Below are 16,091 nucleotides of genomic sequence, written 5' to 3'. Positions count from 1 at the left end.
GAACAGTTTAGAACGTTCGATCGTATTCCCTGGGAGAAGTAATATGCCTCGTTCCGACATAAGCTTAGGTCTATGATCCGGCTCCGTAAGCTGGCGCGCGCCGCATCTCTGTTCACAACCCCGCTGGCTCCAGAAGACTTCCTGGCGCTATTCAACCCTGTCTTCTCCACGCGTCAACTTCGTGGCGTAGTTACCAGGGTGGTTCCGGAGACCGCCGATTCCGCCACAATATTCTTCCGTCCCGGCCGCGGCTGGCAGGCCCACAAGGCCGGCCAATGGGCCCGCATCGGCGTCGAGCTTGATGGTGTGTTCCATTGGCGCTCGTATTCGCTGAGTGCTCCCGCCGGTCAGGACCCGGCCATTACTGTCTCCGACGTCGGGGCAGTATCAGGCGCACTGGTCCGCAACACCAAGCCCGGCGACGTCCTCTTCCTGGCCCCGCCACAGGGTGATTTCGTGCTCCCCGAGCACCCCCGGCCGCTGCTGATGCTCACCGCCGGCGCCGGGATCACCCCCGTGATGTCCATGATCCGCACGCTGGTGCCGCACCGTCCTGATTCCGACGTCGAACTGATCCATTCGGCGAGGACCCCCGCCGACAGTATCTTCCGGGAGGAACTGGCTGAACTCGCGGATCAGTTCCCGAACCTGAAGGTTACGGACTGGTACACCAGCGAACGCGGAAGGTTCGATTTCAGCTCGTCCAAAGAGCTGGACGCGCTCTGCCCCGACTGGCGTAGCCGTGCCGCCTACGCATGCGGACCCGAGGGCTTCCTTGACGACGCCGAATCGCTGTGGTCCGCCGAGGCTGCTGCTGCCGCCAGGAATGGCGGCAAGTCTCCCGAGGGGCCCTTTGCCGCCGATCCGGTGAACCTCATCATTGAACGCTTCACCACCAGCCTCGCCGGCGGTGACGCGCACGACGGCGGTCTGGTTACCTTTGAGGCCTCGGACCGCGAGGTCGAAGCCGACGGCGCCACGCCGCTTCTCGACGTCGGCGAAGACGCAGGCCTGCTGATGCCCAGCGGATGCCGTATGGGTATCTGCCACAGCTGTCTCATTCCATTGCGCGCAGGTCACGTCCGTGACCTCCGCACCGGTGAAGTCCATGGCGAACCGGGCCAACTGATCCAGACGTGTGTTTCGGCAGCCGCCGGACCCGTTAACCTCGACATCTGAGGAGCAACATCGAATGACAACTGTTTCAAATCGCACCCACGAGGACACGGCAGCCGGAGCTCCGGCAGGGGCCAAAACGCGCCCCGGCGCGCTGGCAACAAGCGGCAGCCCGCTGGTGCGCCCGCCCGCTGCAGCCCACCTCACCGACGAACAGGTAGCGGAGCTGGGCCGTGAACTTGATGCCATCCGTGATGACATCCTCGGCAAGCGCGGAAGCTCGGATGCCGAGTACATCCGCCGGATGATCAAGATCCAGCGCGCCCTGGAGATCTCGGGCAGGGCTGCGCTCCTCTTCAGCAAGAACAAGAAGGCCTGGGTGGCCGGTACCACGCTGCTCAGCTTTGCCAAGATCCTGGAAAACATGGAACTCGGCCACAACATCCTCCACGGCCAGTGGGACTGGATGCGTGACCCGGACATCCACTCCACCACCTGGGAATGGGATTTCGTCACCCCGGCACGCTCCTGGCAGCACACCCACAACGACCTCCACCACCGCTGGACCAACGTGGTGGGCAAGGACAACGACGTCGGATACAACCTCCTTCGCATGGACGAGACCCAGCCCTGGAAGCCCTTCAATCTGGGCAACCCGCTCTACAACGCCATCCTGGCTCCGGTCTTCGAGTGGGGCATCGCCATCTACGACCTCGAACTCGCTGACTACCAGGAGGGGAAGAAGACCAAGGAAGCCCTGATGCGGGACCTCAAGGCTCTTGGGAAAAAGGCCCTCAAGCAGTTCACCAAGGACTACGCCGCCACGCCTGCCGCAGCCATGCTCACCGGTTCCGGAAAGCAGGCGCTCTACGGCACCCTTACAGCCAACGCCGTCCGCAACGTCTGGGCCCACGCAGTCATATTCTGCGGCCACTTCCCCGACGGCGCCGACACCTTCACCGAGGAAATGGTGGAAGGTGAGACCCGCGGCGACTGGTATGTCCGCCAGATGATCGGTTCCGCGAACATCTCAGGTTCCAAGTTCATGCACCTCATGACAGGCAACCTGTCCCACCAGATCGAGCACCACCTCTTCCCTGACCTTCCGTCCAACAGGTACGCGGAGGTGGCGCCCAAGGTCCAGGAGATCTGCAGGCGCTACAACCTGCCGTACACCACCGGCCCGTTGCTCAAGCAGGTCGGGTCCTCGTGGGCGAAGGTCTTCAAGCTGGCTGTTCCAGGCAAGGCCAAGACCGCGTAAATCACTCTTTGAGGCCCCGGTTGCTCGTGAAAAACGCGCAACCGGGGCCTTTTTCTGCCCGGTTCAGGGCGGCTTCAGATCATGCACCGGAGGCTCTGGCCGCCCCGGGGGGATCGTGGAACACTGGGCAAATGGCAACCAGTACAAACGCTCAGTCATGGCCAAAAGACTTCATATGGGGATCGGCCACTGCGGCAGCCCAAATCGAGGGTGCCGGGCATGAGGACGGAAAAGAAGACTCCATCTGGGACACCTTCGCCCGCCTTCCAGGTGCAATCGCCCACGGCCACAATCTGGAACGGGCAGTCGACCACTACCACCGGATGCCGCAGGACGTGCAGCTGATGAAGGAACTGGGGCTTGATTCCTACCGGTTCTCCATCAGCTGGGCCCGGGTGCGCCCTGGCGATCGGTTCGCCAACGCCAAGGCCTTGGATTTCTATTCCAGGCTGGTGGATGAGTTGCTGGAGGCGGGAATCCTGCCGTGGCTGACCCTGTACCACTGGGACCTGCCGCAGGCGCTGGAGGACCAGGGCGGCTGGGCCAGCAGGGACACCGCCTACCGCTTCGTGGAGTATGCCAATGACGTCTATGCCGTCCTGGGTGACCGGGTGCAGCACTGGACAACTTTCAATGAGCCGTTCTGCTCGGCCCTGCTGGGCTATGGCTCCGGAGTACATGCGCCAGGGCGACAGGAGCCTCGAGCAGTCGTAGCAGCTGTCCATTATCAGCACCTGGCCCACGGGCTTGCCCTCGATGAGCTGCGTCGGCAGGGCGCCCAGCACTTGGGCATCACCCTCAATCTCAGCAACGCCATTCCCCGGGATCCCAATGATCCGGTGGACCTGGATGCTGCCCGGCGCTTCGATTCACTGCAGAACCGCATTTTCCTGGATCCACTGCTGCGCGGCGCGTATCCGGAGGACACTTTGCGGGACCTGACACCCTTCGGTCTCCCGGATCTGATCCATCCCGGAGACATGGAGCTGATCGGGGCCCCGCTCGATTTCCTGGGCGTGAACCACTATCACGACGACCTCGTCAGCGGGCATCCGGACCAGCCGAACATTGACGGCCATTCCGGAGGTGCGGAGCGGAAGGCCGCCTCACCCTGGGTGGGTTCGGAAGACATCACGTTCCCCAGCAGGGGGCTGCCCCGGACAGCGATGAATTGGGAAGTAAACCCCGACGGCCTCCGCCACTTGCTCGTCAGGCTGGGCAAGGAATACCCCGCCCTGCCGCCGCTGTACGTTACCGAGAACGGTGCAGCCTACGAGGACACTGTCGGCCCTGACGGGAAAATCCACGATGTGGAGCGGACCAACTTCATTCTCGACCATATTGAAGCGATGAGGCAGGCCATGGAACAGGGGGCCGACGTGCGGGGGTACTTTGTTTGGTCGCTCCTGGACAATTTTGAATGGTCCTACGGGTACGGAAAGCGCTTTGGCATCGTGCGCGTGGACTACGACACCTTGGAGCGCACCGTCAAGGACAGCGGGCTGGCCTACGCCCGCCACATAGCCGCGGCCAAGGACCAGCCAGTCAGCTGATCAGCAATCCCAGTGCCTCGGTCAGGTGCCCCACTTCACGTACCGAGAAACCGGCCGGCACCGCGCCCGGTCCATTGGGACTCAGCGGGACCACCGCGTGGGTGAAGCCCAATCGGTGGGCCTCGTGGATACGCTGGTTGATGCCGGGGACGGGGCGGACCTCGCCTGCCAGGCCCACTTCACCGAACGCGATGAGCCGCTGGGGGAGTGGCTTCTTGGCCTTGGCCGACGCTACTGCCAGGGCTACCGCCAGGTCAGTGGCGGGTTCGCTGAGCTTCACCCCGCCGACGGTGGCCACGTAGGAGTCGTCCTTGTGCAGCAGACAGCCTGCCCGCTGCTGGAGCACCGCCAGGAGCATTGCCACCCGGGAGCTGTCCAGCCCGCTGGTGGCCCGACGTGGCTGGGAGTTGGCGCTCTCGGCGAGGAGCGACTGGACCTCGGCCAGCAGCGGGCGACGGCCCTCCATAGTCACGGTGATGCATGTACCTGACACGGGGTCCTTGGTGCGCGTGACAAAGAGCCCGCTCGGATCGGCAAGGCCCACGATGCCGTCCTCGTTCAGGTCGAAGCAGCCGACGTCGTCCGTTGGTCCGTACCGGTTCTTGACAGCCCTCAACAGCCTCAGCCGCGAATGGCGCTCACCTTCGAACTGGCAGACAACGTCCACCAGATGCTCCAGGAGCCGGGGACCCGCGATGGAGCCGTCCTTGGTGACATGGCCTACCAGGAGGGTGGTCATATTGCGCCGCTTGGCAGCGGCAATGATGGACGCCGCCACCTCGCGGACCTGGGAAACCCCGCCTGAGCTTCCCTCGACGTCGGCGCTGCTGAGCGTCTGGACGGAGTCGACCACCAGCAGGCGGGGTTCCACCTTCTCCACCTGGCCCAGGGCCTGGCCGAGGTCGGTCTCTGCAGAGAGATAAAGCGAATCCGCCACAGCATCGATCCGCTCCGCCCGGAGTTTTACCTGGGCGGCGGATTCCTCGCCAGTGACGTAGAGGACGTCCTGGCCGCTCCGCGCAAACTTGGCGGCAACGTCCAGCAGGAGGGTGGACTTTCCAACGCCGGGTTCTCCGGCCAGCAGGATCACCGCTCCGGGAACCAGCCCCCCACCCAGCACCCGGTCCAGCTCGTCAACGCCCGTCGGCAGGAAAGCAGCCGTGGTGGCATCTACCTCAGCGATCCGGCGGGCCGGCTCCACAACTGTGGCGGCCGCCGTCGTACGCGCAACAGCTGCACCGGTCTCCTCAACCGTTCCCCACGCCTGGCATTCGCCGCAACGCCCCACCCACTTGACGGTGGTCCAGCCGCATTCGGCGCATTTATAGGCCGGGGCTTTGGAGGCCCGGGAAGTCTTGGTTGCCATGGGTACACAGTAGCCGCGGGGACGGACAAGATTGGCGCCGGCTACGCAGCACTCCGCGCTCGGGTGGAGGAAGATGAGCCGCTGCCCGGCGCTAGCTCCGGTCCTGAAGCGGTGGCAGCAGGTCCCGGGCTTCCTTCGAATCGATTCCCGTAGCCTCAAGCAGGTCAACCATGAGGGGCCGGAAGAGCATCACCACTGTTTCGCCTTCCAAACGGTCGACGTCGAGGATCCTGGGATGCAGCCTGCCTGCGACGTAGCTGAGATCTTTACGGGCTGCGCGCAGATGGGCGCGGCGGACGCCGTCGTGAATTTCACCAAGCCCCAACGAAAGCTCGTCGATGGCGTCAGCCGTTTCCCGCAACACCTCGGCGAGGTTCTCCGTTGCTTCGTCGGACAGGGCGGCATGGTTGATGGCACTAGTGAGGCGTCGGGCGAACACACGACTGTTACGGAGGGCAAGGTCGATGTAGTCCAGCGATTGTTCAAGCCGGTCCAGCTCATCGCGATGCCGCCGGTAGGCGGGGGCCAGGGTGGCCACTTCACCGGAAGCCCGGAGAGTCTGGCGCATCGCATCCACCAGAGGCTGGCAATTGCGGCCCCGGACCAACGCATGCCACGCCTGGGTGGAGTCGCTGTAGGTCAAGGCAGAAGCGCACTCCCTCAGCACCTCGGCTAGTTCATGCAGCAGCTTCCGGACGTCCTTCCGCGGTTCACGGCGCGGATCCTTCGGCACCAGGATGGTCACCAGCAAGGCAAAGAGCCCACCCACTACGGCGTCCAGGCTCCGGGTGAATGGCCCTCCTGCCGGCGCCGGCAGCAGCACCACCAGCAGGGACTGCAGCCCCAGTTGGGTCGTGAAGATGTTGCCGCCGTCCAGGAATCTTGCCAGCAGGATGGAGACGAAAAGGACGACGGCGGCCACCCAGATTGCGCCGCCCAGCCAGTGGAGCAGCAAGTCACCCACGGCGATGCCGATGGTGCAGCCCAGGCCGACCTCCACCACCCTGCGCAGCCGGGGCTCGCGGGAGAAACCGAGGGCAATCAAGGAGGATGTGGCTGCGAACAAAGGCCCTGAGTGGCCCAGGACGTACTGGGCAAAGGCGTAGGCTCCCACCGCACACACCGTCATTTGGAGGGCGGGGACCAGCGAGTTCTTGCTCCTGACCAGACCGGTCCGGGCCCGGCCGCGGAGGAATCGTCTGCTTGCGGATATTCCAGTGACGGCCATGGACTCCAGTCTATTTGTTTCGTGTGACGCCTAATGGAACTGAACGGCCGGCAGAATTGCGTGACTTTAGGCCGGCCAGTGTTGGTGCTGAGGCGGTGATTACGGGGGATGACAGCATTCCTGGCCGCCTCGTTCCGTCAAAGTTACGCATTCCTGCCGGCTTCCCCGTCAGATCGGCACTCAAGCAATGACCTGGGCGATTGCCCGTCCAGCCTGGCGGCCGGAGAAGATGCAGCCGCCCAGGAATGTGCCTTCCAGTGACCGGTAGCCGTGGAGGCCTCCGCCGCCGAAGCCGCTGGCCTCTCCAGCAGCGTACAAACCGGGCAAGGAAGTCCCATCGGCCCTCAGCACCTGGCCGGACAGATCCGTCTGCAGGCCACCGAGTGTCTTGCGGGTGATGACGTGTAAACGGACTGCGATGAGGGGTCCGGCCTTCGGATCGAGGATCTTGTGAGGGGCGGCGGTCCGTGAGATCCTGTCGCCGCGGTATCTGCGGGCATTGTGGATGGCGGAAACCTGGCCGTCCTTGGTGAACGAGTTGTCCATCTCCCGGTCGCGGGCCACCACTTCGCGGCGGATGTCCTCGACGTCGAGCAGCGCCGTGTCGGTCAGCGCGTTCATCCCGGCCACGAGTTCGTCGAGGGTAGCGGCGACGACGAAGTCCTCGCCATGCTGTTTGAAGGCCTCGACCGGCCCAGGGGCTCCGGGCCGGATCCGGCTGAGGGTCTGCGGAATGGATTTGTTCGTCAGGTCCGGATTCTGCTCCGAACCCGAGAGGGCAAACTCCTTCTCAATGATCTTCTGGGTCAGGACGAACCAGCTATGGTCATACCCGGTGGTCCGAAGGTGGGCCAGGGTGCCGAGCGTGTCGAAGCCGGGATAGAGCGGTACCGGCAGGCGCTTGCCGGTTGCATCGAACCATAGCGAGGACGGGCCCGGCAGGATCCGAATCCCATGCCCGGCCCAGATCGGGTTCCAGTTCTTCACGCCTTCGACGTAGTGCCACATCCGGTCCGCGTTGATGATAGTTCCGCCGGCGTCCTGGGCGATCTTGAGCATCCGGCCATCCACGTGAGCGGGAACTCCGGTGATCATATGCCCGGGGGCATTGCCCAGACGGTCCGGCCAGTTCTTACGCACCAGTTCATGGTTGGCGCCGATGCCACCTGACGTGACAAGGACTGCCTGCGCTGAGAGGTCGAACTCTCCAACTTTCAATCGGGAGCTGGCCACGCCCCGGGTAGCGCTGCTCGATTCCAGGACTGCCCCCTTGACTCCGGTCACGACGCCGTCGGTCACTGCGAGCTCGTCTACCCGGTGCCGGAAAGCGAACGTCACCAGCCCCTGGGCGGCAGCCGCCCGTACCCGGCGTTCGAATGGCGCCACGACGCCGGGGCCGGTGCCCCAGGTGACGTGGAAGCGGGGGACGGAATTGCCGTGCCCGATTGCGCCGTATCCGCCGCGTTCTGCCCAGCCGACCAAGGGAAAGAAGCGTAGGCCCTGCGTATGCAGCCAGGACCGCTTCTCTCCGGCGGCAAAGTCCACGTAGGCTTCCGCCCATTTTCGCGGCCAGTGATCCTCGGCCCGGTCAAAGCCGGCTGTTCCCATCCAGTCCTGCAGCGCCAGCTCGCGGGAATCTTTGATCCCCATCCTGCGCTGCTCGGGCGAGTCAACCAGGAACAAGCCACCCAGGGACCAAAACGCCTGCCCGCCGAGACTCGCCTCCGGCTCTTGGTCCAGCAGGATCACCCGGCGGCCGGCGTCGGCAAGCTCGGCGGTGGCCACCAGGCCGGCGAGGCCTGCTCCGACCACAATTACGTCAGCATCCATGAGGGAGAGCGTATTTCACTCACCCTCAAATGGCCCTCGCACGGCGGACCAAGGTCGGGTTTTTCTTTAGAATCGGATAAATGCTGATCGAATTACGCTGCTCGGCAACGATGCAAGAGGAAAGGGTTTCCGTGGGAGATTCCACGCGGGAAAAAGCAATCCGGTAGGCATTAAGCCTCCAGGCAACAGCGGCACCCGTGGTTCCTGCCGCGGGTGTCACCGGTGGTTAACGGGATGCTTTCATTCGGCTGGAAGGGGCCCTACTAGCAGCCTGCCGGTGCCTTGCCACGGCATCGGTGTTTCCGCACCGGGCGCTGCAGTACCGCTGCCGGCCGGCCTTGGAATTGTCCACGAATGCTTTGAAGCAGCTCTCCCGTGCGCAGCTGCCGATCCGTTCACCGCCGCTCCAGGCTATGAACAGGGCCAGGCCGCCCGCCGTAACGGCCTTGACGCGTGACAGGACGTCATCGCCTTCGGGGAAAAGGTGCAGGTGGGGACGGGAACCGTCATGGGTGGTCAAGGAGATCGTTCCGGCGGCACTGTCGAGGAGGGCGTTGATTGCGGTGCATCTTTCATCCACGGTCTGGGCAGCAAATGTGGGCCTGAGCTCGCCCGCCCACGTTTGCAGCCCCTGCTGCGCCTGGGCGTCAAGGGTGGGTTCGCGGATGCTGAATTCCCGCAGTAAAGCTTCCAGGTTCTGCCCTTCGGAGGCATTGACCAGGGCGGCGGCCAGCTGGGCTCCCACCTGATTTTCGTGACTGTAGCCCATCGCTCAAGTGTAATGGTTGAACGGCACCAATCCATTACAGGATGCTGGATTTTATGCACGAACATTACTGGCAAATCCAATCCGAGCACTCAACGTCTTCCGGAACCGTCACCTACTTCGGCTGCCACTGCGGTGCCCCCACGATGCGGCTGAAGGCGGAGACCGAAACCCTCCTGGCCGCCGTCGTGAGCTCAAAAATCCCGTGATCGTCCACAGCGTGGTGGCATTGCTTCCAATCCTGGGACTCATCGGAGGGGGCTTCGCCATGAAGGCGAAGACCTTTCTCACGCCCGAATTTTGGCCCCAGGCCGAAAAGCTCTGCTACTACATACTCCTACCCGCCCTGTTCATCAACGGGACGGCCACCACCGAACTCGCCGACCTGCCCATCGGCACGATGGCACCAATTCTCGCCGGGTCTGTCATCCTGACCGCCATGACCCTGGTCCTGGTGCAGAGCCGGCTCCGCTTTGACGGGCCGGCCTTCACCTCAGTTGTGCAGGGAAGCATCCGCTTCAACAACTATCTGGGGCTCTCCATTGCCGTCATCCTCTACGGGGAGCAGGGAGTGGCCCTGGCGGCAATCACCAACGCGATTCTTGTCCCGCTGGTGAACGTACTGTGCACCGTTGTGTTTGCCCGCCACGGCAGCAAACCGCTCTCCGCCTGGGGAACAGTCCACAGCATCGGTACGAATCCGCTGATCCTCGCGTGCGCCGCCGGAATCGCACTCAACCTCACCGGCGTCGGACTTCCGGCGGGGATTGCAGAACTTGTCCGGGCCCTCGGCAGCGCGTCTCTGCCCCTTGGGCTCCTTTGCGTCGGTGCGGGACTCCAAGTGAACAGCATCCGGCGGAATGTGCACGCCATCGCCTATGCGTCCGCCATCAAATTCCTCGTGCTGCCCGCAATCGCCGTCGCGGGATGCCTGCTCCTGGGGTTGGCCGGGCCACCCGCGGGCATCGTCGTCCTGTTCCTTGCACTGCCTACGGCTTCCTCGGCGTACGTTATGGCCAAGGCACTTGGGGGTGATTCTTCTTTGATGGCGTCAACCATCACGCTGCAGACCATCACCGGAGTGTTCTACCTCCCCGGCCTTCTGTTCCTCATTACATCCCTCACTGTGTAGCGGCGGCGGTTCTGAGTCTTGTTTTTTCGCAAATGGGTGCCCTTCCGCCGGTTCCTCGGCATAGGGTACGGAAATACACATCATCTTGGTTTCCGGGGAAGGGAACGAACCAATGAGCCTGCGAGGATTCAGCACGATCAACTTCTGGGCCGACGACGTATCGGCCGCTGCTGCTTGGTACCAGGAATTCCTGGGCTTTGAGGCGTACTTCCAGCGCCCAGGACCCGATGGGAACCTGGCCTATGCCGAATTCCGTATCGGGGACTACCAGAACGAGCTGGGCATCATCGACAGCCGCTTCCGGCCACCTGCGGCAGCGGAACCTGGCGGCGCCGTGATGCATTGGCACGTGGACGACCTTGAGGCCACGGTGGACCGCCTGATATCGATGGGCGCCACTGAGTATCAGCCGATCACTGCGCACGGGGAGGCCGGCTTCATCACGGCTTCGGTGATCGACCCGTTCGGAAATGTGCTGGGCGTTATGAACAACCCCCATTATTTGGACGTCCTTGCCTCCTTCAAGCAGAAGTGAGGTGGAGCCCTTCGAGTTCCGCGGCGCCGCGGAATGGGAGTCGTGGCTGGAGGCCCACCAGCATGAACAAGCGGAGGCCTGGCTGCTGATTGGAAAGCGGCATGCGGGGACGTCCCTGATCACCATCGAGGAAGCGCTCGACGTCGCCCTTTGCCATGGGTGGATAGACGGCCAGCGTAAGTCCCACGACGAGGTGTCATTCCTCCAGCGGTACTCCCGACGCCGGGCGAGGAGCTCGTGGTCGAAAGTCAACGTAGCCAAGGCCGAGGAGTTGATAGCGGCCGGGCGTATGCAACAGTCCGGACTCGCGGAGATCGAGGCTGCTATTGCCGATGGGCGCTGGGAGGCTGCCTATGAGTCCCAACGTACCGCCGTCGTCCCTCCCGACCTTGCGGAGGCCCTGGCCGCCGATGGCGCAGCCAACGCAGCCTTTGAAAGGCTGGGACGATCGGAGCGCTACGCCGTGATCCTTCCGCTGCTCAAAGCCCGCACTCCGGAGTCCCGCGCCCGGATTATGACCCGCGAGATGGCGAGACTGGCTGGCCGGGAATAGCGTTTTGCCTGGGGACGAGCAAACGGTCCGGGGACACCCGTATTCAGTGTCCTCGGACCGTTTGCGTGTCATGGGGCCGTTTATTGGGCGGTGTCGCGGCGGGCGATGTTGTAGAAGCGGATGTTTTCGTATTCTTCGAGGCCTTCGGCGCTTCCTTCGCGTCCGAGGCCTGATTGTTTGATGCCTCCGAAGGGGGCGCCGGCGTTGGAGGGGACGCCTTGGTTGATGCCGACGATGCCTGTTTCGAGGCGGTCGGCGACGTTCAGGGCGCGGTCGAGGTTTTCGGTGAAGACGTAGCCGGCGAGGCCGAATTCGGTGGCGTTGGCGCGGGTGATGGCTTCGGTTTCTGTGCTGAAGCGCTGGATCGCGGCGATGGGGCCGAAGATTTCGGATTTGGCGACGTCGGAATCTTCGGTGACGTGGTCCAGTACGGTGGGGGCGAAGAAGTTGCCGGGGGAGTCGTAGCCGTGGCCGCCGGTGAGCAGGGTGGCGCCGAGGGCGACGGCGTTGTCGGTGTAGGCCTGCATTTGGGTTACTGCCCGGTCATCGATGAGTGGACCGAGTTCGGTTTGGGTGCCGAGGCCGCTTCCGACGTTGATCCGTGCGAAGCGTTCGGTGAGGGCGGCGACGAAGTCGTCCGCTATGCCGTCCTGGACGTAGATGCGGTTGGCGCCGATGCAGGATTGTCCGCCGTTGCGCAGTTTGGCTGCGAAGGTTCCGTCCACGGCGCGCTGGAGGTCGGCGTCGTTGAAGACGATGAGGGGTGCGTTGCCGCCGAGTTCCATGGAGCTGCGGAGGACGTTCTGGGAGGCGAGGTTCAGGAGTTGGCGGCCTACCGGGGTTGATCCTGTGAAGGAAACTTTCCGGACGCGCGGGTCAAGGAGGACCGCTTCGCTGAAGGCACCGGATTTTGAGGTGGTGATGACCTGGATGAGGTCTTCGGGCACGCCTGCTTCGATGGCGAGCTGGACGGCGAAGTAGGTGGTCAGGGGGGTGAGGGTGGCGGGTTTGATGACCACGGGGCATCCTGCTGCCAGTGCGGGTGCGATCTTCCGGGTTGCCATGGCCAGGGGGAAGTTCCACGGGGTGATCAGCACGGCCAGGCCCACGGGGGAGCGGCGGGTCAGCAGGCTCGCTCCGCCGTCGGGGGTTTCGCGGAAGTTCCCTGCGGGGCGTACTGCTTCTTCGGCGTACCAGCGGACGAAGTCGGTACCGTATTTGACCTCGCCGCGGGCTTCGGCGAGGGGCTTGCCCATTTCGCGGGAGATCAGGTGGGCGAGGTCTTCGGTGTGGGCTACGAGCTTGTTGTACCAGGCGTGCAGGACGTCCGCGCGCTGACGGAGGCTGCTCTTGGCCCAGGCAGCTCCGGCTTTATCGGCCTTCGCGACGGCTTCGAGTGCGGCCTCAACGTCATGGTCGGGGACATGGGCTATGGTCTCGCCGGTGGCGGGGTCCTGGACAGCGATCCCGGAACCCGGAAGGTTGAGGGACTGGATGACACTGTCAGCACGCTGGATGCCGGCGGGGTCTGCCGCAATCAGGGGCGTGGTGACGTCGGAGATGAGGCTCATCGGTTCTCTCTTTCGGTGGTGGACTGCTCGGGTGGATTGCTCGGGTGGATGCTAGTTGGCGCTGAGTGCAGGGATTGGCATGAGGTCAGGAATCGAGTGGGTTCGCGCTGCTTCCAACATGGGGACCGACGTCTTCAGGTGCCATTCGATTTCGGCGAGGTAGCCTGCTTCATCGCGCGTCCGGATGAATTCCTGCAGACGACGATGCTGTTCGAGAACGGTTTCCTTGCGGCCGTGAATGTGCCGTAACTGACGGATACACAGCAGGGTTTCGGCCGCCAGCGTTGAGAACATCCTGTCCAGCCGGGGGCTGCGGGTCGCCTGCACGATGGTTTGGTGGAATCTGACGTCCAGGACGGCCACGTCCTGCCACCTGTCGTCCTGCAAGGCATCCTGCAGGAGTTCGAGGATTGCGTTCAGCCCGGCGGCCAGCTCAGCAGTATCTTCCTGGAGGACGAGGCGGCCGGCCTCCAGTTCTATCGCGACGCGCGCCTTGTATATGTCCTCGATGTCCTCGGGCCCAAGGTCCACAACGGAGGTGCCATAGTTGCGTGTGCAGACCAGGAGCCCCTCCTGCACAAGCCGCTGGACGGCTTCACGAAGGGGTCCGCGGCTGATGTTCAGATGGGCGGCGAGTTGTACTTCATTGATACTTGCTGACGGTGCAAATGTGCCGTCCAGGATCCGCTCCCGCAGATACTCCGCAATGAGATCCGCGGTCACCTTTGACTGGAAGTTCACTATTTGAGGAGCCACGCCCGTTGCCCGTCCTCTCATAAATCGGTCTGCGTCGACGTCTTCCCCCAACAGTAAAGACAAAACTGTAAACAGTCAACAATTTGCAACCGACAAAATGGAATGCACCAAGTATTTTACACTTGTAAACTTATTTACAGGTGTATAAGATCGCAGCATGAATCTGACTGAGGACACGGCTGCTGTAGATCCGCGGGTGCGGCGCTCACGTTCTGCTCTCATGCAGGCGGCGGTCACTCTGGTGGCCGAGAGGGGCACAGCTGCTGTTCCCGTCTCTGACATCGCCGAGGCCGCGGACGTCAGCCGTCCGCTGGTCTACCAGCGCTTCGGCAACCTCGACAGTCTCCTGCTGGAGTCCGCCGTCGACCTCGCAACCCGTGAACTTCTGCCGCGTATGGCGGAGGCTGCCGGTGCGCGGAGCAGAAGGGACGGGGCTCTGGCCCTGACCCGGCACTTCGCCGAACATCGGTCCTTCTACCGGGCCGTTCTGACAAGTTCCTGCGCATTTGCCCTGAACAAAGCACTCACAGGCCTGCTGATTCCTATCAACAGGCAACTTGTGCACGACTTGTCCGGCGGGTCCCTCGACGCCCAGGGGGAAGATGACTTGGCCACCTTCCTCACCGGAGGGGGTGCTGCCTTCGTGAACACCTGGGTGGTGGAGGGGCCCGACCCTCTTGATCCCGAAGAATTCGCAGATCGTCTTATGCGTCTGAGCTTCGCTTCCCTGCTGCTTTCGTCAACACCGACGACGGCGGACACAACACCTCCCGAGGGGCCAAAGTCATGAATCTGATGAGCCACATCCTCCAGCGCAGACTGGAACTCCCTCCGCCCCTGACCCGGGACCTCGTTGTGCAAAAGGACCTTCCGGTGCCGATGCCCGACGGTGTGGTGCTCCTGGCTGACCGTTGGGCTCCCCGGAACGCGGAGGAAGGGTTGCCGACGGCGCTACTCCGGTCCCCGTACGGCCGGTCAGGGATGTTTGGCGCGGCCATGGCCAGGCCGCTTGCGGAGCGCGGCTTCCAAGTGCTCATCCAAAGTGTCCGTGGGGGATTCGGATCGGGCGGAACGTTGGACCCGATGCGGCAGGAGCGCGAGGACGGCTTAACGACTCTGGACTGGGTGGTGGAGCAGCCTTGGTTCGGGGACTCGATGGTGCTGGTGGGCGTAAGCTACCTCGGATTTGTCCAGTGGGCTGTGGCTGACCAGCTACCTCCGCAGGTGAAGGCGATGATTCCTCAAGTGACTGAATCCGCACTCAGCCTGGAGTTCCTCCGCAAGGACGGCATGTCACTGGAGCTTCCTTTTGAATGGGGAGTCATGACCGCTGTCCAGGAGCGCCCCTGGGCGATGCTCCGCAGCCGGAGCCAGGCAAAGAAAACGGCCCGGGCCCTGAAAATGCTGCCCCTCAACCAGGCCGACGTCGCAGCGATCGGCCACAGCTCAAAATACATTCAGGACATTCTCGCGTTCGACGCAAACCACGAGTACTGGGCCGACGCCAACCATTCCCATCGGGTTGCCGACGTCAGGGTTCCGGTCAGCTCCATCGGGGGTTGGTACGACATTTTCCTGCCAGGTCAGCTCCGGGATTTCCAGACGCTGCAAGATGAGGGTCGCACTGCGCGGCTGACTGTGGGGCCATGGACCCATGCGCAGTTCACCAACATCGGCGTGCTGGAGGCCGTCGACTTCGGTCTGGCGTATGCCAAGGGTGAAGTTCCTGCTGACCGCGCTCCGGTTCGGCTGCATGTCATGGGCGAGGACACCTGGCGGGACTTCGACTCCTGGCCGCCGCCGGGCTATGCACCGAAGAAGTTCCACCTGCAAGCCGACGGCGGGTTGTCCGGCGGGACTGTACCCGGTGCGCCGTCGGAGGAAGCAGAACCTGACCGGTACCGGTACGACCCAAGCGACCCGACCCCCGCAGCAGGAGGCATCAGCATTAACCACGGCGGCCGCGTCGACAACACCGCGCTCGAGTCGCGCCCGGACGTGCTCACCTACACCACTGACGAACTTGATGAGGATCTGGAGATCATCGGCGAGGTCAGTGCGGAGATCTGGTTTGAATCGAGCCTCGCCAACGCAGACGTGTTCGTCCGGCTGTGCGACGTCGGTCCCGACGGCCGCTCGCACAACATTTGCGACGGCTTGACCAGCCTGTCCACGGCTGACGAACTTTCCGCGGTGACAGTGCGGCTCTGGCCCACTGCCTATGTTTTCAAGCAGGGCCACCGCATCCGGATTCAGGTCTCCAGCGGGGCGTTCCCCCGCTTTGCGCGGAATCCAGGCACGGGCGAATCACGCGCTACCGCTACCACGCTTCGATCCGCAGACCAGGCCGTGTATCACGGACTGAACCATCCCTCGGCGGTGATCCTGCCGGTGCGAATCTAGCCCGGCAAAATGCAGACGCGC

At 63.4% G+C, this 16,091-nt stretch carries 15 protein-coding genes; 9 read left to right on the top strand and 6 right to left on the bottom strand.

Annotation, left to right across the window (positions count from 1 at the left end):
- Window positions 1-72: 72 nt before the first annotated feature.
- From MU551_RS10860 to MU551_RS10850, 3 genes are all read left to right on the top strand, one after another.
- On the top strand, window positions 73-1,179 hold the full coding sequence (locus tag MU551_RS10860) for a ferredoxin reductase (protein WP_247043959.1): 1,107 nt from the start codon (window positions 73-75) through the stop codon (window positions 1,177-1,179).
- Between the two features lie 13 nt (window positions 1,180-1,192).
- Window positions 1,193-2,377, top strand: coding sequence for a fatty acid desaturase family protein (locus tag MU551_RS10855; protein WP_247043957.1), 1,185 nt, complete (start codon window positions 1,193-1,195; stop codon window positions 2,375-2,377).
- Between the two features lie 131 nt (window positions 2,378-2,508).
- A complete protein-coding gene (locus MU551_RS10850; RefSeq protein WP_247043955.1) occupies window positions 2,509-3,930 on the top strand; it encodes a GH1 family beta-glucosidase in 1,422 nt (473 codons plus the stop codon).
- On the opposite strand, the gene radA is transcribed toward MU551_RS10850, so the two are convergent.
- From radA to MU551_RS10830, 4 genes are all read right to left on the bottom strand, one after another.
- The gene (gene radA, locus MU551_RS10845; RefSeq protein WP_247043947.1) at window positions 3,923-5,296 is read right to left on the bottom strand and encodes a DNA repair protein RadA; all 1,374 of its coding nucleotides are present in this window, start codon (window positions 5,294-5,296) and stop codon (window positions 3,923-3,925) included. The genes MU551_RS10850 and radA overlap by 8 nt on opposite strands.
- A 91-nt stretch (window positions 5,297-5,387) precedes the next feature.
- The gene (locus tag MU551_RS10840) at window positions 5,388-6,524 is read right to left on the bottom strand and encodes an FUSC family protein (protein ID WP_247043932.1); all 1,137 of its coding nucleotides are present in this window, start codon (window positions 6,522-6,524) and stop codon (window positions 5,388-5,390) included.
- Window positions 6,525-6,704: 180 nt separating this feature from the next.
- On the bottom strand, window positions 6,705-8,354 hold the full coding sequence (locus MU551_RS10835) for an FAD-binding dehydrogenase (protein ID WP_247043930.1): 1,650 nt from the start codon (window positions 8,352-8,354) through the stop codon (window positions 6,705-6,707).
- A gap of 226 nt (window positions 8,355-8,580) precedes the next feature.
- Entirely contained in the window at window positions 8,581-9,123 is a 543-nt protein-coding gene (locus MU551_RS10830; RefSeq protein ID WP_247043928.1) for a CGNR zinc finger domain-containing protein, read from the bottom strand.
- A gap of 53 nt (window positions 9,124-9,176) precedes the next feature.
- On the opposite strand from MU551_RS10830, the gene MU551_RS10825 reads away from it, so the two are divergent.
- From MU551_RS10825 to MU551_RS10810, 4 genes are all read left to right on the top strand, one after another.
- Complete coding sequence (locus MU551_RS10825; RefSeq protein ID WP_247043920.1) at window positions 9,177-9,329, top strand: hypothetical protein; 153 nt, start codon at window positions 9,177-9,179, stop codon at window positions 9,327-9,329.
- On the top strand, window positions 9,326-10,252 hold the full coding sequence (locus MU551_RS10820) for an AEC family transporter (RefSeq protein ID WP_247043918.1): 927 nt from the start codon (window positions 9,326-9,328) through the stop codon (window positions 10,250-10,252). Before MU551_RS10825 ends, MU551_RS10820 begins: the two co-directional genes overlap by 4 nt.
- A gap of 112 nt (window positions 10,253-10,364) precedes the next feature.
- Window positions 10,365-10,787, top strand: a complete 423-nt coding sequence (locus MU551_RS10815) for a VOC family protein (protein ID WP_247043916.1) — start codon at window positions 10,365-10,367, stop codon at window positions 10,785-10,787.
- Between the two features lies 1 nt (window position 10,788).
- On the top strand, window positions 10,789-11,340 hold the full coding sequence (locus tag MU551_RS10810) for a YdeI/OmpD-associated family protein (protein ID WP_247043914.1): 552 nt from the start codon (window positions 10,789-10,791) through the stop codon (window positions 11,338-11,340).
- A gap of 80 nt (window positions 11,341-11,420) precedes the next feature.
- Here the strand turns inward: MU551_RS10810 and MU551_RS10805 are convergent, their stop codons facing one another.
- Complete coding sequence (locus MU551_RS10805) at window positions 11,421-12,911, bottom strand: NAD-dependent succinate-semialdehyde dehydrogenase (RefSeq protein ID WP_247043912.1); 1,491 nt, start codon at window positions 12,909-12,911, stop codon at window positions 11,421-11,423.
- Window positions 12,912-12,962: 51 nt separating this feature from the next.
- The gene (locus MU551_RS10800; RefSeq protein ID WP_247043905.1) at window positions 12,963-13,667 is read right to left on the bottom strand and encodes a GntR family transcriptional regulator; all 705 of its coding nucleotides are present in this window, start codon (window positions 13,665-13,667) and stop codon (window positions 12,963-12,965) included.
- Between the two features lie 157 nt (window positions 13,668-13,824).
- On the opposite strand from MU551_RS10800, the gene MU551_RS10795 reads away from it, so the two are divergent.
- Entirely contained in the window at window positions 13,825-14,457 is a 633-nt protein-coding gene (locus MU551_RS10795) for a TetR/AcrR family transcriptional regulator (RefSeq protein WP_247043902.1), read from the top strand.
- Window positions 14,454-16,070, top strand: a complete 1,617-nt coding sequence (locus tag MU551_RS10790) for a CocE/NonD family hydrolase (RefSeq protein WP_247043900.1) — start codon at window positions 14,454-14,456, stop codon at window positions 16,068-16,070. The genes MU551_RS10795 and MU551_RS10790 overlap by 4 nt, the downstream gene beginning before the upstream one ends.
- Window positions 16,071-16,091 lie beyond the last annotated feature (21 nt).

The sequence above is a fragment of the Arthrobacter rhizosphaerae genome, assembly GCF_023062595.1.
Classification (GTDB): domain Bacteria; phylum Actinomycetota; class Actinomycetes; order Actinomycetales; family Micrococcaceae; genus Arthrobacter; species Arthrobacter rhizosphaerae.
Note: the sequence above shows the minus strand (reverse complement) of the source record. Positions and strands in the feature narration are given on the sequence as shown.